We start from the raw sequence: 26,967 nt of genomic DNA, 5'->3' as shown, positions 1-26,967 counted from the left end.
AATCAATACGTTAATCCAGACTAATCAATTTCTCTGCTATAAAAACGTTTTAACTCCGAGAGCCCTTGCATCAAAATAGACAGTTTTGTTTTCGACTTTTTCTGGCGCTTATAGTCATTGTCATACACCTTGTAGTTACCATACTTATCAACAACGGTCGTTGTATCATCGGTGATGAGTGCAATGTCTTTATTGCCACCCGCAATGACCCAGCGTCTCTTACCTGGATCAAACAGGTTTTTACCACTGCTAAACTCCATAGGGTTAGAGGAAACCCCCATTAACTCTTGCAGTAGTGTTACTGAAATATCGAAATGACTCGACTTATAAGTTATCTCTTGTGCCTTTTTCTCTGGCCAATGAATAACAAGAGGCACCCCTAGTTGATAACGGCTGTAGTTTGACGCCGAGCCCCAACTGTTGGTTTTGGTTTCATTAAACTCAGTACCGTGGTTGGAGGTGATAATCACAACCGTACTGTCTAATAGATTGTTTAGCTTTAGCTGCTCGATAATGGTATTAATTTTTATATCGACTTTGCTAACCGCTTGCGAGTAGGCTAGGTGTAGCCTCTCTTCAGTTGAGCCTTCGCTCTGCTTCGCTTGATAGTCTTCAAAGTTCTCTACCGTGGAGAGTTCTATGTAACTATACCAAGGTGAATTTGGTTGCGATGCCAACCAAGCATTCCAGTCATTGATTGCATGCTCGTCTTTGTATTCCGCGCTGTTGTTATTGGTTAATTCAATACCTAAATTTTCCAATACCACCGGATTGTAGTCACTGGCAATAAAGTTGCTGCCGCTAATTAAACTAAACTGATAGCCGTTGTTTTTAAGCGTATCGAGCATTAGTGGTGACGTGCCTTGCGCTTCTATGCTACTTCTATAGCTATTTGGAATACCATAAAAAAGCCCAAATAAGCTGCTACCACTATTCCCGGAACTGTAGTGGTTAGAGAAGTTAATATTATCTTTCGCAAATGATTGGGTGTGTGGCATTTTCTCTGCGGTTAAGGCATCTGCGCGCAGGTTATCCACCACAATCATTAATACATTGAGTTTGTTAGCTGGGTTGTCGAACGTTAAGGGCTCGATTGGATAACTGACTAAGTTAACGAATCTTTTATCGTTTTCAGCCTGTTTCTTTATGTATTCTTCACGGTCAAATAAGCCATGTTTTTGCATAAAGGATTTAGCTGTCATTGGGTATGACAGTGGGAAATTGGCTTTTTGAACGGTTACCGGATTATAAAGAACAACATCAGCCCACATGTAAATCAGGTGGCTGAAGATGAAACTGATAAAGAAGACCGAGGTTATTGTACGTCCAATGCGCTTGTTAGAAAGTTTGCGCTGTTTATGCCAGATCCATTCGGATAGTGCTAGCTGCAATAAGAAAATAACGGGCAATACGATAAACAGCTGTTGAAGCTCTGTGGCGATATTGCTCTGGTCATTTTCTAATAGTAGCTCCCAAACCACGGGGTTTAAGTGCAAGCTGACCTGTTGGTAGGCTTGCGTATCAAGTAGCAATAACGTTAACCCAACGGTGGCAAAACATACCGAGACAAACCGGAATAGTTTTTTAGAGGGGATAACGAAGGTGAGCGGAAATAGAATAAGTAGATAAAGTGCAAACACCAAAAAGCTGAAGTGACCCAACCAAGATAGCACTAAGTAGGCTTGTCCCAACAGTGTCTCTGGCCAAGGTGATTGCGCAATATATCGCGTCCCTATTAACATTGCCGCGACAATGTTAAAGAAAGAGAACCAGTGTCCCCAACTTACTAATCGAGAAACGCGTTCACCGTATGTATTTCCGCTATCAACCATTTATATTCGTTCTTGTTCTTTAGTTAGTGAGTCTTGCCGGCTTCTAATGAAGACAGTAGTGCTTGTGCAAATTTCTCTGCAATGGCTTTTCTTTGAGCGCCCGGAACATTGTCATTTAGAACGTTGGTCGCGATGTTGCCTGCGATCATAAGTGTCAGTTCTGAATTTGCCCCATGTTTTTCTAGCACGGCGGCTATTTCTGTCAGGATAAGTTCAATTTGGTCATCGCTGTATTTTGATGTAATTGGCATAGTGACTCTAATTAATGATAGTGAAAGCGGCTTATGATAACCTACTCTCCCTCACAACTGAAATCTGAACAACAATTTATTCGCTATGAGTATGAATCTTTCAAACGTAATCTTGCATCAGTTAACAAAAAACGATCAAGACGAGCTTATTGTAAACTTTCGTTCCGAGTCTTTAGAAAACGATGTTTTCTCACAAGATCTTGTTTCGGAACTGCACCGTGTCTTTAACGCAAAAGCGGGTAAAGGCTTTGGCTCATTTAAATCTGACAGTAATTTTAACCACTGGTTGCAAGAAGTTCGCCAAGGTAAGCTAAATTTTTACGATTTTTCGCAAAACTGTGCTTCAAGGCTCAAAGATGAGCTGGTTAAATACCCATTTTCCGACGAAGGAATATTGGTTTTAGCTGAATATCAGTCGCTTGCGACCGATTACTTGTTTATTGCACTGCTGCCTTCTAATCAAAGTTTAAAAGTCACAGAAGGGCTCAATATTGGTGCTACTGATTATCTTGATATCAGTAAAATGGATATTGCGGCAAGAATTGACCTGTCTACATTAGAAACAGATGCAGAATCTAACCGCTACCTTTCGTACATTAAAGGACGGGTAGGGCGTAAAGTTGCAGATTTCTTCCTAGACTTTTTGCAAGCGGAAATCGGTTTAGATTCCAAGCAGCAAAATCTGGTATTGATGCAAGCGGTGGATGATTTTTGTGCCGACGCTCAGCTAGATAAAGAAGAGACCAGCAGTTATAAAAAACAGGTTTTTGATTACTGCTCTGAACAGATAAAAGCAAATGAAGAAGTTGAAGTAAGAGAACTGTCAGGTGAATTACCTGCCAGTGACGACGGAACAAGCTTTCTTGATTATACAGAACAGCGCGGTTATGAACTTGAAGAGAGTTTTCCCGCAGACAGAACCGCGGTAAGAAAACTGACAAAATATGTGGGCGCAGGCGGTGGTCTCAGCATTAATTTTGACAGCATGCTTTTGGGTGAACGTATATTTTACGATCCAGAGACGGATACCCTGACCATTAAGGGGACGCCTCCTAACTTGAAAGATCAGTTAGTGCGAAACCGATAAGAGAGTTATTGACCTAGGGCAGCGAATTCGCTGCCCTTTTTATATCAAAATATAGGGTTAGTGATTTTTTTATTGTTAAGGGGTAAAAAAAGCTTGTTTTCTTCTGCATAAATCATTAAAGATGGAAGGGTTAAATTTTAATTCACAGGGAGCGTTACAAATGATGAGAGTAGGTTTAGTTGGCTGGCGAGGTATGGTTGGTTCTGTACTTATGCAACGAATGGTTGAAGAGCGAGATTTTGACCATATTGAACCTGTTTTTTACAGCACATCTCAAGTGGGTATTCCTGCCCCTCAGCTTGGTAAAGATGCCGGTATGTTGCAAGATGCTTATGATATCGACAGTTTAAAACAGCTAGATGCCATTATTACCTGCCAAGGTGGTAGCTACACTGAAAAAGTGTACCCAGCATTAAAACAAGCGGGTTGGAAAGGCTACTGGATTGATGCAGCTTCTACACTGCGCATGAAAGATGATGCAATCATAACGTTAGATCCTGTTAACCTTAGCCAAATTCAGCAAGGTATTGCTGGTGGAACCACCACATTTGTGGGAGGAAACTGCACCGTAAGCTTGATGCTGATGGGGTTAGGCGGCCTTTATGAAAAAGGGTTAATCGAGTGGATGAGCGCAATGACTTATCAGGCCGCGTCTGGTGCTGGTGCAAAAAATATGCGCGAGCTCATCTCTCAAATGGGTGTGATTAATGACTCAGTGAGCTCCGAGCTGGCTGATCCTTCTAGTTCAATACTTGATATTGACAGAAAAGTGGCGGATACCCTTCGTTCATCTTCTTTCCCAACCGATCAATTTGGTGTGCCGCTAGCAGGTTCACTTATCCCTTGGATCGACGTGAAGCGTGAGAATGGTCAAAGCAAAGAAGAGTGGAAAGCCACCGTTGAAACAAACAAGATTCTTGGTTTACAAGACACTCCAGTACCTATTGATGGCACATGTGTACGGATTGGCGCAATGCGTTGTCACTCGCAAGCACTGACGATTAAGCTGAAGCAAGATGTACCAATGGATGAAATTGAAGACATCATCGCTTCGCATAATGAGTGGGTAAAAGTCATTCCAAATGACAGAGATATCACAGCTCAACAGCTTAGCCCAGCAGTGGTTACCGGTACGTTGTCTGTGCCGGTTGGTCGTCTACGTAAAATGACCATGGGTAATGACTTCTTGAATGCGTTCACCGTAGGTGACCAGTTATTGTGGGGCGCGGCAGAGCCACTTCGCAGAACTCTACGAATTATCCTTCAAGAGAAGTAAGCAATTAAGCAAATCAAAATGTAGAAGAGCAACGAAATCGTTGCTCTTTTTTTGTCTGCTGTTTTTGGTCAGAAAACTAACTAAGTTGTGCCACGCTACAAAACAGTGCGCTATTCATCCTCTACAGAAACCACACGGCTATCTGGATCGGCCAATTGGCTGCCACAATGTTTACAGTGAAGTGCGTCAGACTCATGACCGTTTTTCATGCAGTTTGGGCATTTAACTAAGTTTTTATGAGCTTTCATTTCCTGACTAAGTTCGGCGGTGATAATGCCGGTGGGGACTGCCAAAATAGAGTAACCAAACAGCATGGTGATAGATGCAATCGCTTTTCCTAGTGCGGTTTGTGGAACCAGATCGCCGTAACCCACTGTTGTTATGGTCACTATTGCCCAGTAGACACTTTGTGGAATGCTGGTAAAGCCATTCTCTGGCCCTTCTACTACAAAAATCAGCGCGCCAAAAATGGTAACCAAAATGGCCACTGCACTGAAAAAAATAAACACTTTTCGTCGTGACATCAGGATTGAACGCAACAAGATATTGGAATCTTGTAAGTATCTTACAAGTTTTAGTATGCGAAAAATCCGTAAGACACGTAGCAGTCTTATCACTCCCATATAGCTGGCAGTAGGGAAGAATAGTGTCAGATAAGTTGGCAATATTGAGAGCAAATCGACCACGCCATAAAAGCTTTTGGCATAGGCTTTTGGTTTCGGTGAGCACCACATCCGTACTAAATATTCCAGTGTGAAAAGTAGGGTAAAACTGTACTCAAGATAGCGCAGTAACGGCTTCCATTGTTGAGAAATATTAGGTAGAGAATCGAGCAAAAGTACAATTAAAGAAGCAACGATAGCGGTGATTAGAAGTAGGTCAAATGCTTTGCCGGCTGGGGTGTGCGTGCCAAAAATAACCACATAAGTTTTGTGTTTTAAGGTGTCTTTATTCATCTTTATTTCGTCGCGTTTTTTATTTCGTCGTTATCATAACCTTATCAGCAACGGGATGTTAGTGTGAGACGAGGTAACCTCGGTGGATATCAATAGAAAAGTGGCTATATTCATTATTAATGTTTCAAGTTGTTACTAAGAGCACACTTTCGCTAAAAAATCGTAAACTCATTGGTGAAGTTGCTAACAAAAGATATACTCCTTGTAGCACGTAAAATCATTTCCCGTTGTAGCTTTTTTATTCAAAGTGAAATTTTTTTACATAAATAGTATCTCGGCAAGAAATTAAACTACTGATATCACTAAAAAGAGTTTAATTGAGATAACTATATAAGTTGTTATTAAACAGTTGGTTATGCTTAATTTTAACGATTGCTTACCCCGTTAGGGGTAAATAAATTTTCAGAACTGATCTGGGTCAATATTTTTCGTGGTGTGAAATATTATACTCAGTCCTGAAAGCAATTTACTAAGTATGTAGCCTTCTTACAAAATGTGACGTAACTGTGAAAATGTCGGCAAAGTAAGAAAACAATAGCCTTACTAAAGAGTTTTTAAATTTTTAAATTATTGGAGATCAATTATGCCTGTAACTAATTTGGCTGAACTGGACGCTCTTGTTGCTCGTGTTAAAGCGGCACAAGAAGAGTTTGCAACTTTCTCTCAAGAGCAAGTTGACAAAATTTTCCGTGCAGCATCATTAGCAGCAAACCAAGCTCGTATTCCTCTTGCTCAACAAGCAGTAGCGGAATCTGGCATGGGTATTGTTGAAGACAAGGTTATCAAAAACCACTTTGCGTCTGAGTTTATTTACAACAAATACAAAGATGAAAAAACATGTGGCATCCTAGATGAAGACGAAAGCCTAGGTACAATGACTATCGCTGAACCTGTAGGTATCATCTGTGGTATTGTTCCAACAACTAACCCAACATCTACAGCTATCTTTAAGTCTCTTATCTCTCTTAAGACTCGTAACGGTATTATCTTCTCGCCACACCCACGTGCTAAAAATTCAACAAACGATGCGGCTAAACTGGTTTTAGATGCAGCGGTTGAAGCTGGTGCACCAAAAGACATCATTGGTTGGATTGACCAGCCATCTGTTGAGCTTTCTAACGCATTAATGAAACACGATGGCATTGCTCTTATCCTTGCAACTGGTGGTCCAGGCATGGTTAAAGCCGCTTACTCTTCTGGTAAGCCTGCAATCGGTGTTGGTGCTGGTAACGTTCCTGTTGTTATTGATGACACAGCAGACGTTAAACGTGCGGTAGCTTCTGTTCTTATGTCTAAAACGTTTGATAACGGTGTAGTGTGTGCTTCTGAGCAGGCAGTAATCGTTATGGATGAAGTGTATGACGAAGTGAAAGAGCGTTTTGCTTCTCACAAAGGTTATGTTCTTTCTAAAGCTGAAGCAGATAAAGTACGTAAAGTACTGCTTATCGATGGCGCACTAAACGCGAAAATCGTAGGTCAGCCAGCAACAGCTATCGCTGAGATGGCGGGTGTTAAAGTTCCTGCTGATACTAAGATTCTTGTTGGTGAAGGTCTAGGCGAAGTGTCTTACGATGACGAGTTCGCTCATGAGAAACTATCTCCAACTCTTGGTATGTTCCGTGCGTCTTCATTTGAGAACGCAGTAGCGCAAGCCGTGACAATGGTAGAAATTGGCGGTATCGGTCATACATCTGGCCTATACACAAACCAAGACGTAAACGCTGATCGCATTCGTTACTTTGGTGACAAGCTGAAAACAGCTCGTATTTTGGTGAACATCCCTACTACTCACGGTGGTATCGGTGACCTTTACAACTTCAACGTAGCGCCTTCTCTAACGCTTGGTTGTGGTTCTTGGGGTGGTAACTCTATCTCTGAAAACGTAGGTCCTAAACACTTAATCAACAAGAAGACTGTTGCTAAGCGAGCTGAAAATATGTTGTGGCATAAACTACCTAAATCAATCTATTTCCGTCGTGGTAGCCTTCCAATCGCGCTTGGTGATTTAGAAGGTAAGAAACGCGCATTCCTAGTAACTGACCGTTTCCTATTTAACAACGGTTATGCTGACGAAATCGTAAGCCTACTTAAAGCTCAAGGAATGGAAGTTCAAACATTCTTTGATGTAGAAGCGGATCCAACACTGTCTGTTGTTGAGAAAGGTGCTGCACAAATGGCTAGCTTCCAACCAGACGTTATTCTAGCGTTGGGTGGTGGTTCTCCAATGGATGCTGCTAAGATCATGTGGGTTATGTACGAGCACCCAGAAACAGCATTTGAAGAACTAGCAATGCGCTTTATGGATATCCGTAAACGTATCTACAAGTTCCCTAAAATGGGTCAAAAAGCTGAGCTAGTATGTGTGACTACTACATCTGGTACTGGTTCTGAAGTAACGCCATTCGCGGTTGTAACTGACGACAAAACAGGTGCTAAGTACCCACTAGCAGACTACGAGTTGACGCCAAACATGGCTATCGTTGATGCTAACCTAGTAATGAACATGCCTAAGTCTCTAACTGCATTTGGTGGTTACGATGCGGTAACTCACGCATTAGAAGCTTATGTTTCTGTTCTTGCCAATGAGTACTCAGACGGCCAAGCTCTACAAGCTCTTAAGATGCTTAAAGAGTACCTACCTTCAAGCTATGCGAATGGTGCAAACGACCCAATCGCTCGTGAGAAAGTACACAACGCAGCGACAATTGCTGGTGTTGCATTTGCTAACGCATTCCTAGGTGTATGTCACTCAATGGCTCACAAAGTGGGTGCAGAGTTCCACATTCCACACGGCCTAGCAAACGCACTACTTATCGCAGACGTTGTTCGTTACAACGCGAACGATAACCCAACTAAGCAGACTGCATTCTCTCAATACGACCGTCCACAAGCACGTCGTCGTTATGCTGAAGTTGCTGACCACCTAGGCCTAAGCCAAGCTGGTGACCGTACTGCTCAGAAGATTGAACGTCTTCTATCTTGGTTGGATGAATTGAAGCAAGATCTAGACATCCCTGCATCTATCCAAGCAGCTGGTGTTGCTGAGTCTGATTTCCTTGCGAAACTAGATGATCTATCTGTTGAAGCGTTCGATGACCAATGTACTGGTGCGAACCCTCGTTACCCTCTAATCTCTGAGCTGAAAGCTGTTCTTTCTGCGGCATACTACGGTAAGCCATACGTAGAAGGTGAGACATTTGAAGGTACAACAGTAATTAAGAAAAAAGCTGACCAAAAGCCAGCGAAAAAGAAGTAAGAGTTCGTTAAAGAGAGGTTTTCGCTAGCACGTTTACCTTTATAAAGTTCTTATTTTTATAAACAACAAAGCCCTGTAGAGATACAGGGCTTTTTTTGGTTAATTGTTTTCTGTTTGCTTCTCTGCCTTAGTGGGTAAATAAAGCCAGTATCATGCTGCCATAACACGACCATTAAAATATTCGTTAGAGACGATGTACTCTGTACTGCGAATTAACTCATCTTGCAACTGTGCCCAGTGTTCAATATTGGCCTCTTCTTTACTGCTGATTGAGATTGATGGGATCACACCGCCAACGCGTATGTTGAAAGGGTCCAACTCTTTAGCCCAACTCTTAGTGAAGCCAGATATCATCGATGAGGTGTTTTCAATACCCGCTTTGTTTTGATCATGATCGTAGGTAACAACATTAATAATGACGCCGTTTGTTTGCTTACTGCGCATATGTTCGGCACCCGCTTGTCCAATACTGAAAAACGGTGTTGCAAGGGTACTGATGGTGTTGGACAACTCTTGTTGGTTAGTGTGACTAATCAAAGATGGGAATGGCTGACTAGGCCAGTAATTCACTATGACATCGATACTGATACCAAGATCAGATTCTACTTTTCTAAACAAGCTATTGACGCTTTCAAATGAACTGTCTGCTAAAGGGTAGAGGATAAGATTATCGGGATTATCTTTGCAGCGGTTAATGGTCTGCTCAAGGGCAAATTTATCAGAGTCTGTGACGATAACCGTGGCACCTTGCGCAGAAAAATGGTGTGCCAGAGTACTTCCTAATACTGTGCCTGCTGAGGTAATTAAGATAACCGATGTCCCGATGTCCATTTCAGATGCCTTATATCATGATGAAGTTGTGTTTCTCTCTATGTGATAGTGGTAAAAATAAATACCGTACGGTGTGAAAACCATCATGAAAAAACGAATTGGCACCAATAAGATGGTTAACCTTTGCTGTAACTCACAATTGTTGTAGATCAGTGGCTTGCTGTTGCAGCCAAGCTGAGGGGAGGCGATGAGCTTAAAGTTTATGCAGTGACGTTATGGATTTGATTTTTTCGGTTGGCAACAACCAGATCTTGATACAAATGGACAGGTTTTAATGTCTCGGTGGTTTGATTGATAAGCTGTCGTTTTGCATGGAATGAGAGGTTACGATAGGTCTCTTCACCTAAGCCATGTGTGTTTTCTGCAATGTAGGCTAATGCATCTGGGCGCAGGTCTGCTTGAAGCTGCGCACTTTGTATGCCGCCAGCATGGAAATGCTTGGCAATTTCTGCTGCTGATGAGTAACTGGATTGATCGGATGCGAGAGGACGGGCTTGTGGAACATCAAGCTGAGATCGGAGATCGGACTCTTCTGACGGAGCAGTATTAAATTGCTCTATCGGCGTTGTTTCTCTTACATCTTCTGAAAACATAGCCAATAACAACGAAAAATCAGCACGACGGCTCTGTTCAACAGCGGTATTAATGTCGTTACCAAAATGTAACTCATTAATGGCTGTTGATGTTGGCAGCTCTGTCGGGACGGATTGTTGAAGTTGCATGTAAGCTCCTGTATTGATGCTTATGTATCGGCACTAATGACAGGAGCTTTAATGTTTAAATGGTTTTTTTATGAGGTTGTTTTTTTAAACTGACTAAGTATGAATAACGCAGCGGCACTGACAACAACCGATGGCCCAGTTGGTGTATCAAACTGCCAAGAGAGCGCGATACCAGCAACGACCGCTATGCAACCAAATAGTGAGGCTAGAGCGGCCATTTGCTCAGGTGTGGTGGCAAATTTACGCGCACTGGCGGCGGGAATGATCAATAGTGACGTGATGATCAGTGCCCCGACAAACTTCATTCCGACCGCAATAACCGTCCCCACGAGAAGCATAAGTATGAGACGCATAAGAGAGATATTTATACCTTCAACTGCGGCAAGTTCTTCACTCACAGATGATGACAGTAGCGGTTGCCAGAACAGGTAGAGAATCAAACCTATGGCAAACACCCCCAAATAAATAAAGTAGATATCGTGAATAGAGACTGAGAGAAGGTCGCCAAATAGGTAGCTCATTAGATCGATACGCACATCGTCAAGAAAGCTAACCGCCACTAAACCAAGGGAGAGGGAGCTGTGAGCCAATATGCCCAGTAATGTATCGGTGCCGACAGATTGTTGTTTTTGCAGCGCAACTAAGATGACCGCAATGGCGAGACAGCACAGCACAAGGGCGAGATAGATATTAATATCCAGCAAAAAGCCAAGGGCTAAACCGAGTAGCGAAGCATGGGCGAGTGTATCGCCAAAGTAGGCCATTCGGCGCCAAACTACAAAAGATCCAAGTGGCCCGGCAATTAATGCGATTCCTAATCCAGCAAGCAGTGCTGGCAGTAATAACTCAATCATGATGATGGTCACCTTGGTGTGAAGAACAATCGCAATCATCGTTATCCGATGGATAACCAGAGAGATCGTGATGACCTGTATGTTGATGATGATAAAAAGCCAGCGAGTTGTTGTGCTGATGACCAAAAAGTTCGATATATGAGGGATGCTTAGCTATGGCATCGGGTTTTCCAGAGCAGCAAATATGGTGGTTAAGACAGACAACATTATCTGTTTTAGCCATCACCAAATGCAGATCATGAGAAATCATTAACACGGCACATTGAAAACGGTGCCTAATGGTATCAACTAAGTTATAGAGCTCTATCTGCCCTTGAACATCTACCCCTTGAGCGGGTTCATCTAATACCAGTAAATCAGGTCTCAACAATAGCGCTCTGGCTAATAACACTCGCTGGTTTTCTCCACCTGAGAGTCGGTGCATATCATTTTTAACCAGATGCTCTGCACCAACCAAACGTAGCGCATCGACTCTTTCTTGGCGGCTATATTTACCGGCAAGTTGTAAAAAGCGATCAACATTAAGGGGGAGAGTATCATTGAGTTTGAGTTTCTGCGGCACATAACCAATCGAGAGTGAACTCTTCTTGCTGACGGTTCCTGATGTAGGTTTTACTAAACCAATCAGTACTTTAATTAAGGTCGATTTCCCTGCACCATTTGGCCCTATAATTGTGGTGATTTCGCCACGGTTAATCTTCAGATTAACGGCGTTGAGTACATTTCTATCAACAAAGCGTACAGTAATGTCAGACATATTGACTAACTGCGGCATAAATAAATCTCATTTACAAAGTGAATTGTTATAGTATAACATTTCACTTCTGATGGAAACTGCATTTCCTTGTCATGCATATTTCTAGGTCGAGTATAAATACTGGAGTAATAAATGAAACATATAGTATGTGGTCTACTTGCTATGCTGCTTGTGTCGCCTATGGCGTCGGCAATGAATATTGTTGCAAGTATTAAACCGCTACAACTGATAGCCTTAGAAATAACGGAAGGGGTAACAACACCTGAACTGTTAATTAGTTCGACGGCTTCTCCCCATGATTACGCATTAAAACCCTCAGATGTTAAAAAAGTCATGCAAGCTGATTTAGTCATTTGGTTTGGGGCAGAGTTGGAGTCTTTTTTGCCTAAAGTTATGGCGAAACAGAATAATTCGTTAGCTCTTTCTGATGCAGATAACATTACGTTTCATTACTACTCAGATCAGGGAGAAGGGCATTCAAGCCATGGACATGATTCGCATGACGGGCATGATCATGGAGACGAAGGGCGTGACCCGCATATTTGGTTAGGGCCAAAGCAAGCGAAGCAGTCTGCGAAGGTTATTGCCGAGAAATTAGTTCAACTTGACCCAGATAACGCAGCACTGTATCAAGCAAATCTATCCTCATTTATCGCGAGCGTTGATAATAAAGTTCTGGATATCGAACATCGAGTTTCACCATATCAGTCGGTTGGATTTTTTGTTTTTCATGATGGTTATGGTTACTTTGAAAAGCAGTTTGGACTTAATAAAGTGGGTTACTTTACCCTGTCTCCAGAAAGAAAGCCGGGAGCAAAAACGCTTATTCAAATTCAGAGTGAACTAAAATCTGGCCATGCCAGTTGTGTCTTTACCGAGCCTCAGTTCAAACCCTCTATTGTTAAATCCGTCACCAGAGGAACAGATGTGGCTGTTGGTGAACTGGATCCGTTGGCGACTGATATTGATGCTGTATCCGGGGGATATGTCCTTTTTCTAGACACTCTTAGTCAACAATACATCGATTGCCTATCTGCCAAGAGCCCTTAGTTTAAAGCTGTTATAGCCAAATATGACGTTTACCAGCATAGATTCTGTTAACTCGCTAGAAAAGAGCTAAATGAAAACGATTTATAATACGGAATTTGATTCAAAACAAACCTGAATAGAGTTGAACTTGATATCATTCCTGTAATAATAATGGTTATCATTTACAGAATTAATATTAAGTAGAGGCGAGTGATGAAGCTGACGGATCTTAAAGACGGTGAAAGCGCAAAGGTGACTGCGTTTTCTGGGCTCTCTTCCGATTTAAAGAAAAAACTAATGATAATGGGTCTACTGCCTCAAACCCAGATTCGTGTAATTAGGCGTGCGCCGATGGGAGATCCGCTTCAAGTAGAAGTGAGAGGGGTCTCTTTAGCCTTACGTAAAAATATAGCGCTAGAAATTGAAGTTGAGGTTTAGTCATGCAGACGCAATATAATATTTTAACTGTTGGTAATCCAAACAGTGGTAAAACAACACTATTTAATGCGTTAACAGGGGCTAAACAGCAAGTTGGTAACTGGGTTGGTGTTACTGTTGAAAAGAAAACCGGTCGTTTTTATCACTCTGGAGACAAATTTAGTCTCACTGATCTGCCCGGCATTTATGCGCTAGATAGTGGCAATGATGCCAATAGCATCGATGAGTCCATCGCTTCTCGAGCTGTACTTACGCACCCCGCAGACTTAATCATTAACGTTGTTGACGCAAGTTGCTTAGAGCGTAGTCTTTATATGACACTGCAGCTCAGAGAGCTTGGCCGTCCGATGATTGTTGTATTGAACAAAATGGATGCGTTGAAGCGTGAGCGTCAGGTTATTGATGTTAAAGGACTGGAAGACGCTTTAGGTTGTCCAGTACTTAGCCTTTCGGCTAACGACTCTCAACAGGTAGCAAGATTTAAAGCTCGTCTACATAAAACCGTGGTTCAGGGTGTTCCTATGTCGAGCCACTCGCTTGACTATGGAACCGAGTTAGAGAGTGCAATTGCTGCGCTGAGTGGACTATGGAATGATGAAGCGGTATCTAGCCGTGCTCTAGCGATACGCGCTTTAGAGAACGATGCTTTAGTTATTAATGGCTTAGCAGAAGAGGGCAGAAACCAAGTAACTTCAACCATTGCTTCTCTGACCATAGATATTGATCTACAAATCGCGGATACCAAATACTCCTATTTGCATGAGCAGCTAAAACAGCTAAGAAAAACCGAAGGTAAACTCAGTCGCAGCTTTACCGAAAAAGCGGACCAAGTAATACTAAACAAGTGGGTGGGTATTCCTTTCTTCTTTGTTGTTATGTATTTGATGTTTATGTTCTCGATTAACATCGGTAGTGCATTTATCGACTTCTTTGATATCAGCGTAGGTGCTTTGCTGGTGGATGGAGGGCACTATTTACTGGATGACCATTTACCGGTCTGGCTAGCGACATTACTAGCCGATGGTGTTGGTGGTGGTATTCAAACGGTCGCCACTTTTATTCCGGTTATTGCGTGTCTTTATCTCTTCTTGGCGGTACTGGAAAGTTCTGGTTATATGGCAAGAGCCGCCTTTGTGCTTGATAAAGTAATGCAAAAAATTGGCCTGCCGGGCAAAGCATTTGTCCCACTAGTTCTTGGCTTTGGCTGTAATGTTCCTTCTATTATGGCGACTCGTACTCTTGATCAAGAACGAGAAAGAAAGCTAGCGGCTTCAATGGCTCCATTTATGTCCTGTGGTGCCCGCTTACCTGTGTATGCCCTTTTTGCTGCAGCATTTTTCCCAAATAGCGGACAGAATATCGTGTTCTTGCTTTATTTATTGGGAATTTTAGCCGCCGTACTAACGGGTTTAGTGTTAAAGAAAACACTTTATCCGGGTTCTAGTGATGCGTTAATAATGGAAATGCCCGATTATGAAATTCCAACCATTCAGAATGTGCTGATCAAAACCTGGCAAAAACTGAAACGCTTTGTATTGGGTGCAGGTAAAACCATTGTAGTGGTCGTTACAATATTAAGCTTCTTCAACTCATTAGGGACAGACGGCACCTTTGGCAATGAAGATAGCGATAAATCGGTACTGTCGAGAGCAGCACAAGTTGTTACACCTATATTTGAACCTATCGGAGTTGAGCAAGAGAACTGGCCTGCGACGGTAGGTATTATTACCGGTATTTTTGCTAAAGAAGCGGTTGTCGGGACATTAAATAGCCTCTATTCCAACCCAGAGTCAGAAGAAGCAGAGTTTGACTTGGCTGCAAGCCTTGAAGAGGCCGTGGCAAGTATTTCAGATAACCTTGTTGGGCTTAGCTACAGTGACCCGTTAGGCATTGAAGTTGGTGACCTAACAGATGCATCGGCCGTTGCCGAAGAGCAGGGTGTTGACCAGAGCATATTCGGTAATCTTAAATCTCAATTTGTCTCTGCTCATGCTGCATTTGCTTATCTGATTTTCATTTTACTTTATACTCCTTGCGTTGCTGCAATGGGGGCATATGTAAAAGAGTTTGGTCGACCGTTTGCCGCCTTCATTGGCATATGGACTATGGGACTGGCGTATACCGGAGCGGCTTTCTATCATAATGTGATGCACTTTGCCGAGACTCCAACGGTGAGTGGCATTTGGATAGTCGCTATTATCGCAACTTGGATCGGAACTTATATTATGTTGAAGAGAAAAGGTGAAAAGGCGATGAAAATCGAGGTGGCGATAGCGTGATACTCTCTGAACTGAAAGCGTATATATTTGAACACGGTTGTGTGACCCAGTCGAACCTAGCTCAGCACTTTGCTCTATCAGAAGATGGTGTTGATGCCATGCTAGAGATGTGGATTAAAAAAGGTCAGCTATCGCGACTGGTTGATCTAGATAAACATAATCAGGTGAAAAGAGTCCGCTATCGGCCTGTTAAACATGACGATATACAGCTAACAACGTATTCATAGCTTACCTATTTAATTAATCTAAAAAGCGCTTTCGATTGAAAGCGCTTTTTTAATGGTGGCTCATTTTAGTCAGTTAGGATCTGAGCTATCAGGTTGGTTACTGTGATTAGCCTGCCGCTGTAAACAGCCGTTGTTTACTCAGTTCTGCGAGAATTTTTTCTGCCAACTGTTGTTGAACGGCTGACTCTCTGTATTTTCCCGCAGCTTGTCCCCAAATCGGTCCCGGCCATGCTAGGTCTGATATAAATCTCGCGACATGATGGATATGAAGTTGAGGGACAACATTACCTAGAGCGCCGAGGTTCAGTTTGTCAGGCATAAACAGTGTCTCTAACATACTGCTAATATGTTGACTCTCAATTAGAAGTTGTTGTTGCTTCTCCATCGGAAGGTGATGAATTTCTCGAAGGTTCTCTATTTTCGGTACCAATATCACCCAAGGCACACTGTCATCTCGATTGAGCAGTACAGTACACAAGGTAAAATCTCCCAGATGGGTGGTGTCGTTTTTGAGTTGTGGATGAAGAGTAAAGTTCACCGGCTTTGTCCCTAGCGTTGGAAATTGGATCTATTTTAGTCAATTAAGCCATCAAGTAAACGCACTCGTGCCACAAAGGTCGTTTTTATTGATTAAAGAAAGTGTTGCAGTGAATATACTCAAGTGACCTCAAGGTGCTTGTTCAGCGAGAATTTATTGGCTGCTGATCAAGGCACTGATTTGAAGGCATAGTCATTCTACGGCAAGAATCAGTAACACAGAGCAGGAGCCAATAAAACTCGCCCTTTGGGAGCACATCAACACGCCCATTTCTGCGTCAGATAATCTTGAAAGGGAATGCCATTCCTTCAATTATCTTTCTTGAACTGAACTTGTTGATGTTGCTCTGAATCTTGCATCTTGAGGTCACTTGAGTATAGCTGTGATTTTGTGCTAGAAATAATGAGTGATGAGATTTTTTGCTGGGGTAAACTAATTAGAAAATGGAGCTCTAGAAAGAGCTCCATTTACAGGAGGGTATGTTACATACGCTCTAGAGTCTCGATGCCAAGCAAAGATAAGCCTTGCTTAATGGTTTTAGCTGTCAATGCTGCCAGCTTCAATCGGCTCTGTTTGGTGCTTTCATCTTCAGCCACTAGGATAGGGCAAGCTTCATAGAAACTAGAGAATTGACCCGCAAGTTCAAATAAGTAGCTACACATAATGTGTGGCTGTCCTTCGCGAGCAACCATTTCAACCGCTTCTTCAAATTGCAGCAGCTTAGCGATCAGCACTTTCTCTTTATCGTCAGTGATCTTAATTTCACCTTCAACGTTATCCATTGAGATACCCGCTTTAGCGAATATAGATGCTACACGAGTGTAAGCATACTGCATGTATGGTGCAGTGTTACCTTCAAACGCCAGCATGTTGTCCCAATCAAAGATGTAATCGGTAGTACGGTGTTTAGATAGGTCAGCGTACTTAACCGCAGCCATTGCAACAGTATTGGCAATGGTTGCTTTCTCTTCGGTTGCAAGTTCAGGGTTTTTGCTTTCGATAAGCTGTTGAGCACGTACTTCTGCCTCATCAAGGAGATCAGCAAGACGAACGGTGCCACCGGCGCGAGTTTTAAATGGACGACCATCTTTACCTAGCATCATTCCAAATGCGTGGTGTTCAAGAGTAACCTCTTCTGGAACATATTCTGCTTTACGCACGATTGTCCAAGCTTGCATTAGATGCTGATGTTGACGTGAGTCGATGAAATAGAGAACGCGATCAGCACCGAGTGTTTCATAGCGATACTTAGCACAGGCGATATCGGTAGTGGTATATAAGAAGCCACCGTCGCGTTTCTGGATGATAACACCCATCGCTTCGCCATCTTTGTTCTTATACTCGTCTAGGAAAACAACTTGTGCACCATCATCTTCTTGAGCGATACCTTTCGCTTTCAAATCTTCGATGATGCTTGGCAGCATGTCGTTATACATGCTTTCGCCCATGACATCATTGTTAGTCAAAGAGACGTTTAGTCTGTCATAGTTGCGTTGGTTGTGAACCATTGTGATGTCGACAAGTTTGCGCCACATGTCTGCACAATACTCATCACCACCTTGCAGTTTTACTACGTAGTTTCTTGCTTTAGCAGCAAATTCTTCATCTTCGTCATAGAATTTTTTCGATTGACGGTAGAAAGCTTCTAAGTCAGAGAGTTCCATTGATACTTCTTCAGACTCATTTTGCACGCGCTCTAAGTTAGCGATTAGCATACCGAACTGAGTACCCCAGTCACCAATGTGGTTGGCACGAATTACTTTATGACCTTGAAACTCAAGGGTGCGTACTACGGCATCACCGATAATGGTTGAGCGCAAGTGACCTACGTGCATCTCTTTTGCTACGTTTGGCGCAGAGTAGTCTACAACAATTGTTTTTTGCTGTTCTTCTGCAACACCTAGACGTGGGTCAGCAAGAGCGCTTTCTGCTTGTTTAGCAAGAAACTCTTCACTAAGAAAAATATTGATAAAACCAGGGCCAGCGATTTCTGTTTTGCTAGCGATACCATCCAAGTCCAGAACATCCAATACTTTTTGAGCAAATTCTCGTGGGTTAGTGCCTAGCTTTTTCGCTACGCCCATCACGCCATTTGCCTGATAGTCACCGAATTGTGGTTTGGCTGATTGTCGAACCGCGGCAGGACTTCCTGCTGGTGCGCCAGCGGCTTCTAGAGCCTGAGATACTTTGTCATTAATCAGTGTTTGGATATTCACACGCGCTTCCTTCAATTCTGAGAATTGTTCGTTATGCAATACGCCCATTATCGCTTTGGTGGAAGAATACTCGCCTTAGCAATATGAATGCATATCGTATTGGGATTCATAAAATGGTGTTCATGATATCAAGGAAATTCTACTGCTAACAGATAAAGAACAGGTATTTTTTCTACTTTTTATCAGTTACTGATAATATCCGTCTGTATCTTCGTATCTGGATAGAGAATTATGAGCAATCCCTTGTTAACAAACAATTTACAACCACAATTAATGATAGAAAACATAGCAGCTTTTACGCAAAAACTGCTGCTATTGGCAGATGATATTGGGATTGATGTTTCAACGCTGCAAGCGGACCATATTGCTTTGCGAATAAATGATGAGATATTAGCAAAAACGTTACATAACGAGTGGTTATCTTATGGCAATGAAATTTCATCGGCGCTAATAAATGGCCGGCCGATTATTGTTATTCAGTTTCATCAACCATTGCAAACGGAACGGTGGTCGATCGAGTGTCTTGAGTTGCCATACCCAGCGAAAGGAAAACTTTACCCCGCAGAAGGTTGGGAACATATTGAGTTTGTTATTCCATCTCAACAAATAACCGCTGAAGGATATTTAGCTGAGCTTAAGCAGCGTTATCCGCAGCTTGATGATGCATGGGAACAATTGGATCGTAGAGGTATTAGCTACAAACTATCGAGCCCTAAAGGGGAAGGTGAGCGATTAGCGAATCCAACGGTGGCGTTTAAGCGTGACGGTGTGTGTATTAAATTACATCCTCACTCATTAAAACGCGTTGTTGAGTCTGAGCAGATGGCATAAACATAGCCAAAAATATAGCGCCATCTGCCGACAGTCGGCCAATGGCGCTAATGAGTGCGTTTAACCTTCTAAGCCAGCGCTGCCAGCTTTATTTTGGATTAACTCAATCATATATCCGTCTGGGTCTTTCACAAATGCAATTTCAGTGCTGCCGCCTTTAACGGGTCCCGGCTCTCTGGTTACGTTACCGCCAACAGCTTTGATTGCATCACAAGTTTGATAAATATCGTCAACACCAATGGCGATATGACCAAATGCATTGCCCATTTGGTACTCTTCTGTTCCCCAGTTATAAGTCAGCTCAATGACAGCCCCTTGGGATTCATCACCAAAACCGACAAAGGCTAAGGTGTATTTGTATTCGGTGTTTTCGTTTTTGCGTAGTAACTCCATCCCCATTACCTTGGTATAGAATTCGATGGAGCGATCTAAATCTCCAACACGCAGCATAGTATGTAAAATTCGGCCATTCGACATTGTTATTCTTCCTCTGGGTAGATTTTATCTTTAAATTCACACAAATCTTCAATAATGCAACTACCACATCTCGGTTTTCTTGCCACACAGGTATATCGGCCGTGCAGAATTAACCAATGGTGTACATCTAATTTAAACTCTTTTGGCACCACTTTAAGTAGCTTTTGCTCAACATCATCTACGGTTTTACCCATCGCAAATTTTGTTCGGTTAGAGACTCTATAAATGTGAGTATCCACCGCAATAGTTGGCCAGCCGAACGCCGTATTCAGTACCACGTTGGCGGTTTTTCGTCCTACGCCGGGCAGGGCTTCTAGCGCTTCTCGGTTCTCTGGAACTTCGCTGTTGTGGTTGTCGATAAGAATTTTGCAGGTCTTAATGACATTTTCCGCTTTGGAGTTAAATAAACCAATGGTTTTTATATACTCTTTAACGCCATCTACCCCGAGGTTGTAGAGTGCCTCTGGAGTGTTTGCTACCGGATATAATTTATCAGTGGCTTTATTCACGCTGACGTCTGTGGCTTGCGCTGACAGTAGTACCGCAATGAGTAGTTCAAAAGGATTGCTCCAGTTTAACTCTGTTTCGGGATTGGGGTTGTTTTCCCTCAATCTCTGCAATATTTCAACTCTTTTAGTATTATTCATAAGCCGCTTAATTTTGCTAACTAATTGGTGACTCTTACTCGTTCAATTTCTACTTTAGGCTTTTTAGGCTGGCGCGACTCTAGCTGCGAATCAATGCCATTTTTTAATGCGATTAAGAATCCTACCCCAATGAATGCACCGGGTGGAAGCAGAGCCAGTAGGAAATTACTTTCTACGGCAAATATTTCAATTCGCAATACTGACGCCCAACTCCCGAGCAATAGGTCGGCACCATCAAATAAGGTTCCATTACCAAGAACTTCTCGAAGTGCGCCTAAAACCACTAAAACCGTAGTCATGCCTAACCCCATCCACAATCCATCTAATGTAGCAGGTAAAGGATTGTTTTTGGCAGCGTAGGCTTCAGCGCGACCGATGATGATGCAGTTGGTGACAATAAGAGGAATAAAAATGCCCAGAGATAAATAGAGACCATAGGCATAAGCGTTCATTAATAGTTGAACGCAGGTAACTAGCGCAGCGATGATCATCACAAATACCGGCAGTCGAATCTCTTTTGGTACAGACTCTCGGACTAATGAAACGGCTAGGTTAGAACCAATTAATACTAAGGTTGTTGCGATACCTAGGCCTAGCGCATTTGTCACAGTGGAGGATACCGCGAGAAGAGGGCACAAACCCAATAGCTGCACAAGCGCAGGGTTGTTGCTCCACATGCCATTTTTGAACAGTTCACGGTTCTCACTCATCATTGCCTCCGCAGGCTTGTGTTTGTGAATAGATAGCATCACGGTTTTGATTAAAATATAGAATAGTATTTTTTACCGCTTTTACTACTGCTCTTGGGGTAATTGTGGCACCTGTAAATTGGTCAAATTCGCCGCCATCTTTTCTTACTTGCCAAGAATCTAGGTTGCTATCAGTAACTTGTTTGCCTTTGAAAACTGAGATCCAATCGGAGACACGGCTATCAATTTTATCGCCCAATCCCGGCGTTTCATTATGTGCAAGCACTCGAGTACCAGTAACGGTGCCACTGTTATCTAATCCTACGATTAACTTAATTTTTCCGTTGTAACCATCCGGTGCGATAGCTTCAATTGCGATGGCACTGTTTTGACCCGATAGCGTTCCAATATAGGCATGAAGAGCTTTGTCAGATCCCAGCAAATCTGATTTGACCAGAGTGCAGGCTTTGTATAACTCATTGTCATGCATTTGATGAGGAACAACCTGATTAAGTGTTGTTTTTAACTGCGCGACTTCTTGAGCGTGAATCGTGTCTTTAGTCAGGTATTGGGTAACGGCCACTAAACCAGTACAGGCACAGGCAAATATGGCAAGCGTAGCACCGTTTTTTTTCATTGCGGTTAGCATATTAATCCTCTAGTGACCATAAGTTCTTGGTTTGGTGTAGGTGTCGATCAGAGGTACGGTCATATTTGCTAACAGTACCGCAAATGCCACTCCGTCCGGGAACCCGCCCCAAGTTCTAATAACATAAATGATGAGGCCAATAAGAGCACCAAATATCAAGCGTCCTTTTACTGTGGTAGAGGCGGTAACCGGATCTGTCGCAATAAAGAAAGCGCCTAACATGGTTGCACCAGAGAAAAGGTGCACAAGAGGAGAGGCAACGCTCTCAGGTGACACGATATAAGCCACGCCACTTATCACCAATAAGCTCGCTAATACACCAGCGGGAATATACCACTGAATAACTCGCATTTTTATTAACAGTAGACCGCCAAGCAAATACGCGATATTTACCCACTCCCAACCGACACCTGCGACAATAGAAAAGGTCTTTTGACTAAGTATGTCGTTAGCGGATATTCCTGCTTTAACCGACGTTTTAAACTCATCCAGTGGTGTGGCCATGGTAATGCCATCTATGCTGGTTCGGACCTGTTGCAAGGAAAAGCCGTCATTGTCAAAACCGGTGAAAATAAGCTTCCACGCATCATAAAACTCAACACTATTGGGGCTAAGATCTGAGGGAGCAATCCAGCTTGTCATCTGTACAGGAAAAGATATCAGTAGCACTATGTAGGCAATCATGGCCGGATTAAATGGGTTTTGTCCTATTCCACCGTATAGATGTTTAGCAATTACAACAGCAAAGAAAAGACCAATAACCAAGACCCACCATGGTGAAAGAGGTGGAATGGCAATGGCAAGTAACCATGCCGTGACCAATACACTGTAATCTCGTAATGCAGCTACGGGTGCTCTTCGACGCAGCAACATGATAGTTGCTTCCATCGCTAGTGCGACAACTAACGCAAGCATTAGCTGAATGATGGTTCCCCAGCCAAAAAAGTAAGTTTGTGTCGCTAAACCGGGTAATGCGGCAAGTAACACCCATTTCATTAGGTCGGATGTTTTTTTCCGGCTATGAGCATGTGGCGAACTGGTGATAAATAAAGCCACTAGTCATTCTCCTTACTATTTTGTTGCATCTCTTTCTCAGCCTTTTTGGCTTTTGCTCGGGCGATAGCGGCAGCAACGGCTGCTTTCTTCTTATCATTTGCAGCAGCGGCATCTGTGTCTGAAGCTTGCTCTGTAGCAGGCTCGCTAGGCGTTGCCTGTTGTGGCTCTTGCTGAGCGAGTTGAGCTTTTTAGCTTTTGCTCTGGCAACCGCGGCAGCAACGGCTGCTTTCTTCTTATCATTTGCAGCAGCGGCATCGGTGTCCGAAGCTTGCTCTGTGGCAGGTTCGCTAGGCGCTGTCTGTTGTGGCTCTTGTTGAGCTAGCTGTGCTTTTTTAGCTTTCGCTCGGGCAACAGCGGCAGCAACGGCGGCTTTTTTCTTGTCATTTGCTGCCGTGGCATCGGTGTCTGAAGCTTGCTCTGTGGCAGGTTCGCTAGGCGCTGTCTGTTGTGGCTCTTGTTGAGCTAGCTGTGCTTTTTTAGCTTTTGCTCGGGCAACAGCGGCGGCAACGGCTGCTTTCTTCTTATCATTTGCAACTGCGGCATCGGTGTCTGAAGCTTGCTCTGTAGTAGGCTCGCTAGGCGTTGCCTGTTGCGGCTCTTGCTGAGCGAGTTGAGCTTTTTTAGCTTTTGCTCGGGCAATCGCGGCGGCAACGGCTGCTTTCTTCTTGTCATTTGCAGCCGCGGCATCGGTGTCCGAAGCTTGCTCTGTGGCAGGCTCGCTAGGCGCTGTCTGTTGTGGCTCTTGCTGAGCGAGTTGAGCTTTTTTAGCTTTTGCTCGGGCAACCGCGGCAGCAACGGCTGCTTTCTTCTTGTCATTTCCGGCAGCGGTATCGGTGTCCGAAGCTTGCTCTGTAGCAGGCTCGCTAGGCGTTGCCTGTTGCGACTCTTGCTGAGCGAGTTGTGCTTTTTTGGCTTTCGCACGGGCGATAGCAGCGGCAACGGCGTCTTTTTTTGTTGTTGAGGAAGAGTCCGAGGTACTTGATTGAGGCGCTTCACTTTCTCGCTGCGTGTCACCTTCTCGTTGTGCTTTTTTCGCTCGGGCTTCTTTTTTACGTTCTTCTCTCAGCTTTGCCATTTCACTGTTATCTGGGGTGGCGCTTCCAGCTTGAGCGGCTTCTGCTTGCTTGGCTTTTGCACGGGCAATAGCGGCGGCAACGGCAGGTTTAACGGCCGGCTTATCATCTTTATTGGCCGCTTGTGCTTTTACTCTTGCGATGGCAGCGGCAACCGCATCGCCTTCAGAAGAGGAACTCATCTCTTTTCTTCGGCTGCTTGCCGCTTTTTTAAATCGATTTTCGCGTGCTTGCTTGTCTCGTTCTAAGCGTTGCTGTTTTTGCTCGAATCGAGCTTTGGCTCTCTCGGATGCCTTGCTCTCTTCTTTTGTGATACGTATTTCTGCTTTTGCTTGGCGATAATACTGAACCAAAGGGATTTCACTCGGACAGACGTAAGCGCAAGCACCGCATTCAATACAGTCTGCGATATTTAATTGCTGGCATTTGTCATGGTCATTATCTTTGGCATACCAATAAAGCTGTTGTGGTAATAGAGAGGCGGGACACGCCTCTGCGCACTGACCACAGCGAATACATTCAACTGGATGCGTAGTCGGAGCAATCTCTTTTCTCTTTGGAGCCAGTATGCAGTTGGATGTTTTGGTTATTGGCACATCAACAGTGGGTAGAGTGAAGCCCATCATTGGTCCACCCATGATGACTCGGGGATCTCTTTTTTCGGCTTTATACCCAAACTGTTTTAATAGAGCGCTAACAGGTGTTCCTATTCGGACCCAAACGTTTTGTGGCGTCGGGAAGGTGGCTCCGGTTAAGGTAACAACACGCTCAATTAATGGTTCACCATCAACAACTGCTCGTTTTATGGCAAAAATAGAACCGATATTTTGCACCAATACACCGATGTCAGCAGGAATACCCCCTTTAGGGACTTCTCTGTTTGTGAGAATTTTTATTAACTGTTTCTCACCACCGGATGGGTATTTAGTTGGAATTGCTCGTATTACAATATCTATGTTTTGCGCCGCTTTCTCTAATGCTTTGATCGCTTCTGGCTTGTTATCTTCGATGGCAACCACGACCAGTTTTGCTTTGAGAATATGGTTGGCGATCTTTATGCCTTCAACAATTTGCTCCGCTTGCTCTCGGATCAACATATCATCAGCGGTAATATAGGGCTCACACTCTGCGGCATTAATAATGAGAATGTCGGTTTTTGCTATACCTGATTGCATTTTTCGAGCGGTTGGAAAACCTGCTCCACCCATTCCAGAAATACCAGCTTGGCGTATGACTTCGATAAGATCTTCTACAGGGGTATTTTGATAGTTATCGATGCTTTGTCTGTCTATCCATTTATCCAGACCATCTGGTTTAAGGACAATACTCTGTTCTGATAAGCCGGAAGGATGCGCCATTGTTCGCGGTTCTATGGCGGTAATTGTGCCTGATGTTGGCGCATGAACAGGAAGCATGAAACTGGCGGTAAACTGAGTTAACTTTTGCCCTTTAAGAACGCTGTCACCCACTTTTACTAGTAGGTCTCCACTTCGGCCTATGTGTTGTTTAAGTGGGATAACAAATTCGTCAGCAATTTTGGCGTCAGCAATGGCCGATTGAGTCGACTGTATCTTGTTTTCGGGCGGATGAATACCGCCGGGAAATGTCCAGATCTGACCATGACGAATTTGTTCAATTAACGATAACATAATGGTCCTTACTTCGCGCTTTCAGATAGCTTGTTATCAGTAATGTCGGTTACTGGTATGGTGTTGAGTTGCCACTTCCAAGAGGAGATAGTGGTTTCTACTGGGATCATTTCTATACAATCAGTAGGGCAGGGAGCGACGCATAAATCACACCCGGTACACTCATTTTTAATCACGGTATGCAATGCCTTAGTTCCTCCCACAATAGCATCTACCGGACAAGCTTGAATGCATTTTGTACAGCCAATACACATATCTTCATGAATAAAGGCGACGGTTTTAATTGGGCTTTGTTCATCGTAACTAAGCTCGGCAGGATCTATCCCCATTAACTCGGCAATGTTCTCGATGGCCGCTTGACCACCGGGGGTACACTTAGTTATTTCATCTCCATTGGCTATCGCTTCGGCATAAGGACGGCAGCCGGGATACCCACACTGACCACATTGAGTTTGCGGTAGTATGCTATCAATTTGTTCGACGATGGGATCCGCTTCTACTTTAAAACGTACAGAAGCGAAACCGAGAAAAGCGCCAAATATGGCAGCAAGTATAGCAATAGCAATAATCGCGATGAGAATGGTGCTCATTATAGTTTCACCAATCCAGTAAAGCCCATAAAGGCGAGGGACATCAACCCTGCGGTGATCATTGCGATTGATGCGCCTTTAAATGGCGCAGGAACATCGGCTGCGGCAATACGTTCACGTATAGATGCAAATAAAATCAGCACTAAAGAGAAACCAATAGCGGCACCAAATCCATAAATGATCGATTCGATAAAATTATGATTTTCGTTGATATTCAATAGCGCAACACCAAGAACGGCACAGTTGGTGGTGATCAACGGCAAAAATATACCAAGTAGGCGGTATAATGTTGGACTGGTTTTATGCACCAGCATTTCTGTAAATTGCACCACAAAAGCGATCACTAAAATAAAGCTCATGGTACGCAAATACTCTATTCCAAGAGGCTTTAAAATGTATGCTTCAACAAGGTAGGCGCATACCGACGCCAAAGTTAGAACAAACGTCGTTGCTAGCCCCATACCTATAGCGGTTTCCAGTTTTTTGGAAACCCCCATAAATGGGCATAAACCTAAAAATTTAACGAGCACAAAGTTGTTAACTAGCACAGTGCCAACTAACAACAATAAATAATCAGTCATGGTTGATACGTATTAGGAGAACCTGAATTGCGTATTATCTCGTTTTGATCGCTGAATAACAACCAGAGATCGTTAAGGTTATTAAGGTTAAGAGGTTTTTAATTCAAAATTCACTGTTCAGACTACACGGCATAGACGCTGTTTTGTATAAAATGGCCACAAAAAGCGGTAAAAAA

General features: G+C 43.3%; 25 protein-coding genes. 8 read left to right on the top strand and 17 right to left on the bottom strand.

The window, feature by feature from the left end; translation table 11 throughout:
* Nucleotides 1-20 precede the first annotated feature (20 nt).
* Together CHJ_RS10035 and CHJ_RS10030 are read right to left on the bottom strand one after the other, a co-directional pair.
* A complete protein-coding gene (locus tag CHJ_RS10035) occupies nucleotides 21-1,832 on the bottom strand; it encodes a DUF3413 domain-containing protein (protein WP_171752176.1) in 1,812 nt (603 codons plus the stop codon).
* 23 nt (nucleotides 1,833-1,855) lie between these two features.
* Entirely contained in the window at nucleotides 1,856-2,083 is a 228-nt protein-coding gene (locus CHJ_RS10030; protein WP_171752177.1) for a YejL family protein, read from the bottom strand.
* Nucleotides 2,084-2,168: 85 nt separating this feature from the next.
* Between CHJ_RS10030 and yejK the strand changes: the two genes are divergently transcribed.
* Both yejK and asd read left to right on the top strand, forming a co-directional pair.
* Nucleotides 2,169-3,170, top strand: coding sequence for a nucleoid-associated protein YejK (gene yejK / locus CHJ_RS10025; RefSeq protein ID WP_171752178.1), 1,002 nt, complete (start codon nucleotides 2,169-2,171; stop codon nucleotides 3,168-3,170).
* A 163-nt stretch (nucleotides 3,171-3,333) separates the two neighbouring features.
* Complete coding sequence (gene asd / locus CHJ_RS10020; protein WP_317918103.1) at nucleotides 3,334-4,446, top strand: aspartate-semialdehyde dehydrogenase; 1,113 nt, start codon at nucleotides 3,334-3,336, stop codon at nucleotides 4,444-4,446.
* Nucleotides 4,447-4,556: 110 nt separating this feature from the next.
* On the opposite strand, the gene CHJ_RS10015 is transcribed toward asd, so the two are convergent.
* On the bottom strand, nucleotides 4,557-5,402 hold the full coding sequence (locus tag CHJ_RS10015; protein WP_171752179.1) for an ion transporter: 846 nt from the start codon (nucleotides 5,400-5,402) through the stop codon (nucleotides 4,557-4,559).
* A gap of 583 nt (nucleotides 5,403-5,985) precedes the next feature.
* On the opposite strand from CHJ_RS10015, the gene adhE reads away from it, so the two are divergent.
* A complete protein-coding gene (gene adhE, locus CHJ_RS10010; RefSeq protein WP_317917591.1) occupies nucleotides 5,986-8,658 on the top strand; it encodes a bifunctional acetaldehyde-CoA/alcohol dehydrogenase in 2,673 nt (890 codons plus the stop codon).
* 150 nt (nucleotides 8,659-8,808) lie between these two features.
* Here adhE and CHJ_RS10005 read toward each other — a convergent pair whose 3' ends face one another.
* From CHJ_RS10005 to znuC, 4 genes are all read right to left on the bottom strand, one after another.
* Nucleotides 8,809-9,489 (bottom strand): SDR family oxidoreductase, encoded by a 681-nt coding sequence (locus CHJ_RS10005; protein WP_171752181.1) that lies wholly within the window; start codon nucleotides 9,487-9,489, stop codon nucleotides 8,809-8,811.
* 200 nt (nucleotides 9,490-9,689) lie between these two features.
* Nucleotides 9,690-10,211: a VC2046/SO_2500 family protein gene (locus CHJ_RS10000; RefSeq protein WP_317917590.1), complete on the bottom strand. Its 522-nt coding sequence runs from the start codon at nucleotides 10,209-10,211 to the stop codon at nucleotides 9,690-9,692.
* Between the two features lie 68 nt (nucleotides 10,212-10,279).
* Complete coding sequence (znuB, locus tag CHJ_RS09995) at nucleotides 10,280-11,065, bottom strand: zinc ABC transporter permease subunit ZnuB (RefSeq protein ID WP_171752183.1); 786 nt, start codon at nucleotides 11,063-11,065, stop codon at nucleotides 10,280-10,282.
* On the bottom strand, nucleotides 11,058-11,840 hold the full coding sequence (znuC, locus tag CHJ_RS09990; protein ID WP_171752184.1) for a zinc ABC transporter ATP-binding protein ZnuC: 783 nt from the start codon (nucleotides 11,838-11,840) through the stop codon (nucleotides 11,058-11,060). The genes znuB and znuC overlap by 8 nt, the downstream gene beginning before the upstream one ends.
* A gap of 114 nt (nucleotides 11,841-11,954) precedes the next feature.
* On the opposite strand from znuC, the gene znuA reads away from it, so the two are divergent.
* The 4 genes from znuA to CHJ_RS09970 all read left to right on the top strand — a co-directional run bounded on the left by znuA (nucleotide 11,955) and on the right by CHJ_RS09970 (nucleotide 15,795).
* The gene (gene znuA / locus CHJ_RS09985; RefSeq protein WP_317917589.1) at nucleotides 11,955-12,872 is read left to right on the top strand and encodes a zinc ABC transporter substrate-binding protein ZnuA; all 918 of its coding nucleotides are present in this window, start codon (nucleotides 11,955-11,957) and stop codon (nucleotides 12,870-12,872) included.
* Nucleotides 12,873-13,064: 192 nt separating this feature from the next.
* Nucleotides 13,065-13,289 carry a ferrous iron transport protein A gene (locus CHJ_RS09980; RefSeq protein ID WP_171752196.1) on the top strand — a complete coding sequence of 75 codons (225 nt, stop codon included), beginning with the start codon at nucleotides 13,065-13,067 and terminating at the stop codon, nucleotides 13,287-13,289.
* A 2-nt stretch (nucleotides 13,290-13,291) separates the two neighbouring features.
* Nucleotides 13,292-15,568 carry a Fe(2+) transporter permease subunit FeoB gene (gene feoB / locus CHJ_RS09975; RefSeq protein WP_317917588.1) on the top strand — a complete coding sequence of 759 codons (2,277 nt, stop codon included), beginning with the start codon at nucleotides 13,292-13,294 and terminating at the stop codon, nucleotides 15,566-15,568.
* Nucleotides 15,565-15,795, top strand: a complete 231-nt coding sequence (locus tag CHJ_RS09970) for a FeoC-like transcriptional regulator (protein ID WP_171752187.1) — start codon at nucleotides 15,565-15,567, stop codon at nucleotides 15,793-15,795. Before feoB ends, CHJ_RS09970 begins: the two co-directional genes overlap by 4 nt.
* Nucleotides 15,796-15,901: 106 nt before the next feature.
* On the opposite strand, the gene CHJ_RS09965 is transcribed toward CHJ_RS09970, so the two are convergent.
* Nucleotides 15,902-16,333 (bottom strand): HIT domain-containing protein, encoded by a 432-nt coding sequence (locus CHJ_RS09965; RefSeq protein ID WP_317917587.1) that lies wholly within the window; start codon nucleotides 16,331-16,333, stop codon nucleotides 15,902-15,904.
* A gap of 482 nt (nucleotides 16,334-16,815) precedes the next feature.
* Complete coding sequence (argS, locus tag CHJ_RS09960; RefSeq protein WP_317917586.1) at nucleotides 16,816-18,549, bottom strand: arginine--tRNA ligase; 1,734 nt, start codon at nucleotides 18,547-18,549, stop codon at nucleotides 16,816-16,818.
* 231 nt (nucleotides 18,550-18,780) lie between these two features.
* On the opposite strand from argS, the gene CHJ_RS09955 reads away from it, so the two are divergent.
* Nucleotides 18,781-19,380 (top strand): VOC family protein, encoded by a 600-nt coding sequence (locus CHJ_RS09955; protein ID WP_317917585.1) that lies wholly within the window; start codon nucleotides 18,781-18,783, stop codon nucleotides 19,378-19,380.
* A gap of 60 nt (nucleotides 19,381-19,440) precedes the next feature.
* On the opposite strand, the gene gloA is transcribed toward CHJ_RS09955, so the two are convergent.
* Genes gloA through rsxA form a run of 8 tightly spaced genes read right to left on the bottom strand, consistent with a single transcriptional unit; the run spans nucleotide 19,441 to nucleotide 26,791 of the window.
* Entirely contained in the window at nucleotides 19,441-19,857 is a 417-nt protein-coding gene (gene gloA / locus CHJ_RS09950; protein WP_171755013.1) for a lactoylglutathione lyase, read from the bottom strand.
* A 2-nt stretch (nucleotides 19,858-19,859) separates the two neighbouring features.
* Nucleotides 19,860-20,504, bottom strand: coding sequence for an endonuclease III (nth, locus tag CHJ_RS09945; protein ID WP_171755014.1), 645 nt, complete (start codon nucleotides 20,502-20,504; stop codon nucleotides 19,860-19,862).
* A 20-nt stretch (nucleotides 20,505-20,524) separates the two neighbouring features.
* Nucleotides 20,525-21,214 carry an electron transport complex subunit E gene (locus CHJ_RS09940; RefSeq protein ID WP_171755015.1) on the bottom strand — a complete coding sequence of 230 codons (690 nt, stop codon included), beginning with the start codon at nucleotides 21,212-21,214 and terminating at the stop codon, nucleotides 20,525-20,527.
* Entirely contained in the window at nucleotides 21,207-21,842 is a 636-nt protein-coding gene (rsxG, locus tag CHJ_RS09935; protein ID WP_317917584.1) for an electron transport complex subunit RsxG, read from the bottom strand. The genes CHJ_RS09940 and rsxG overlap by 8 nt, the downstream gene beginning before the upstream one ends.
* A gap of 9 nt (nucleotides 21,843-21,851) precedes the next feature.
* Nucleotides 21,852-22,898 (bottom strand): electron transport complex subunit RsxD, encoded by a 1,047-nt coding sequence (gene rsxD, locus CHJ_RS09930; protein WP_317917583.1) that lies wholly within the window; start codon nucleotides 22,896-22,898, stop codon nucleotides 21,852-21,854.
* A complete protein-coding gene (rsxC, locus tag CHJ_RS09925; protein WP_411861544.1) occupies nucleotides 22,861-25,620 on the bottom strand; it encodes an electron transport complex subunit RsxC in 2,760 nt (919 codons plus the stop codon). Before rsxC ends, rsxD begins: the two co-directional genes overlap by 38 nt.
* A gap of 8 nt (nucleotides 25,621-25,628) precedes the next feature.
* Nucleotides 25,629-26,210 (bottom strand): electron transport complex subunit RsxB, encoded by a 582-nt coding sequence (gene rsxB, locus CHJ_RS09920; RefSeq protein ID WP_171755019.1) that lies wholly within the window; start codon nucleotides 26,208-26,210, stop codon nucleotides 25,629-25,631.
* Entirely contained in the window at nucleotides 26,210-26,791 is a 582-nt protein-coding gene (rsxA, locus tag CHJ_RS09915) for an electron transport complex subunit RsxA (protein WP_171755020.1), read from the bottom strand. The genes rsxB and rsxA overlap by 1 nt, the downstream gene beginning before the upstream one ends.
* Nucleotides 26,792-26,967 lie beyond the last annotated feature (176 nt).

The sequence above is a fragment of the Vibrio sp. MACH09 genome, assembly GCF_033238805.1.
Classification (GTDB): Bacteria; Pseudomonadota; Gammaproteobacteria; order Enterobacterales; family Vibrionaceae; genus Vibrio.
This window is presented reverse-complemented; position numbering and strand designations above follow the sequence as displayed.

Bases quoted from the DNA above. Each gene is read 5' to 3' on its own strand.
- rsxG (WP_317917584.1), bottom strand. From the start codon at position 21,842: ATGCTAACCGCAATGAAAAAAAACGGTGCTACGCTTGCCATATTTGCC.
- CHJ_RS10000 (WP_317917590.1), bottom strand. From the start codon at position 10,211: ATGCAACTTCAACAATCCGTCCCGACAGAGCTGCCAACATCAACAGCC.
- asd (WP_317918103.1), top strand. From the start codon at position 3,334: ATGAGAGTAGGTTTAGTTGGCTGGCGAGGTATGGTTGGTTCTGTACTT.
- feoB (WP_317917588.1), top strand. From the start codon at position 13,292: ATGCAGACGCAATATAATATTTTAACTGTTGGTAATCCAAACAGTGGT.
- yejK (WP_171752178.1), top strand. From the start codon at position 2,169: ATGAGTATGAATCTTTCAAACGTAATCTTGCATCAGTTAACAAAAAAC.
- nth (WP_171755014.1), bottom strand. From the start codon at position 20,504: ATGAATAATACTAAAAGAGTTGAAATATTGCAGAGATTGAGGGAAAAC.
- CHJ_RS09955 (WP_317917585.1), top strand. From the start codon at position 18,781: ATGAGCAATCCCTTGTTAACAAACAATTTACAACCACAATTAATGATA.
- rsxB (WP_171755019.1), bottom strand. From the start codon at position 26,210: ATGAGCACCATTCTCATCGCGATTATTGCTATTGCTATACTTGCTGCC.
- CHJ_RS10005 (WP_171752181.1), bottom strand. From the start codon at position 9,489: ATGGACATCGGGACATCGGTTATCTTAATTACCTCAGCAGGCACAGTA.
- CHJ_RS09980 (WP_171752196.1), top strand. From the start codon at position 13,065: ATGAAGCTGACGGATCTTAAAGACGGTGAAAGCGCAAAGGTGACTGCG.
- rsxC (WP_411861544.1), bottom strand. From the start codon at position 25,620: ATGTTATCGTTAATTGAACAAATTCGTCATGGTCAGATCTGGACATTT.
- znuB (WP_171752183.1), bottom strand. From the start codon at position 11,065: ATGATTGAGTTATTACTGCCAGCACTGCTTGCTGGATTAGGAATCGCA.
- znuA (WP_317917589.1), top strand. From the start codon at position 11,955: ATGAAACATATAGTATGTGGTCTACTTGCTATGCTGCTTGTGTCGCCT.
- znuC (WP_171752184.1), bottom strand. From the start codon at position 11,840: ATGCCGCAGTTAGTCAATATGTCTGACATTACTGTACGCTTTGTTGAT.
- CHJ_RS09940 (WP_171755015.1), bottom strand. From the start codon at position 21,214: ATGAGTGAGAACCGTGAACTGTTCAAAAATGGCATGTGGAGCAACAAC.
- CHJ_RS10030 (WP_171752177.1), bottom strand. From the start codon at position 2,083: ATGCCAATTACATCAAAATACAGCGATGACCAAATTGAACTTATCCTG.
- adhE (WP_317917591.1), top strand. From the start codon at position 5,986: ATGCCTGTAACTAATTTGGCTGAACTGGACGCTCTTGTTGCTCGTGTT.
- gloA (WP_171755013.1), bottom strand. From the start codon at position 19,857: ATGTCGAATGGCCGAATTTTACATACTATGCTGCGTGTTGGAGATTTA.
- CHJ_RS10015 (WP_171752179.1), bottom strand. From the start codon at position 5,402: ATGAATAAAGACACCTTAAAACACAAAACTTATGTGGTTATTTTTGGC.
- CHJ_RS10035 (WP_171752176.1), bottom strand. From the start codon at position 1,832: ATGGTTGATAGCGGAAATACATACGGTGAACGCGTTTCTCGATTAGTA.
- rsxA (WP_171755020.1), bottom strand. From the start codon at position 26,791: ATGACTGATTATTTATTGTTGTTAGTTGGCACTGTGCTAGTTAACAAC.